This is a genomic window from Campylobacter sp. US50a, assembly GCF_004379015.1.
Lineage (GTDB): Bacteria > Campylobacterota > Campylobacteria > Campylobacterales > Campylobacteraceae > Campylobacter_D > Campylobacter_D jejuni.
The window spans coordinates 1-652 of the sequence record NZ_RYYJ01000058.1 but is presented as its reverse complement, the minus strand read 5'-3'; the positions used below and the strand labels follow the sequence as shown (position 1 = coordinate 652).

At 21.6% G+C, this 652-nt stretch carries 1 pseudogene; it reads right to left on the bottom strand.

The features are described from left to right. Positions 1-515 (bottom strand): annotated as a pseudogene (locus tag ELQ11_RS09635) (hypothetical protein); the annotation flags it as partial. Between the last annotated feature and the right edge of the window lie 137 nt (positions 516-652).

Genomic DNA, 652 nt, shown 5'->3' with positions numbered 1-652 from the left:
ATATAAGTTTGATAAGCATTTTCTAAATCTTCAAAACCAAGTTTTTTAAATTCATCAATACTTTTATAAAGTTCTTTTCTTGCTTGTAAATAAGTATCATTTAGTTTGTTTTTATGAGAGATAAAGATAGTATAAAAACTAGAGTTAAATTCTAATTCTTTTATTGTGTTTTCATCAAATAAAGCTTGCTTATCTTTATCATATAAAACATAATCTTCACAAAAATATAAAGCTTTTAATAGATAGGGTTTTGAATCGATGTTGATGTTGTTGATATTTTCTAAAGATAGTTTTTGTATATAGGCTATTTTTAAATTATTGATTGCTTGTATAGATACAAGCTTATAATTATTATATTCTTGATTAAAATAATTAAGATTTTCTAAAAATATTTTATACTCATTGATATATTCTTTTTCATTTTGTATATTATTTAAATGCTTAAGACTTTGATTGAAAATATTATTATTATAAAAATTACAAGAAAAACTATCAAAATTAAATTCTTTTAACAAATTACTATTTTTATTATCTATAGAACATAAAGGAGTAAAGGAATTTTGTATGTTTTTGTAGTAGGGGTAGAGAGAGTGGGCGGTGGATGTTGCTTTTCCTCCTAGAGAAGTTATGTTTATTATGAATAGTTTTTTTG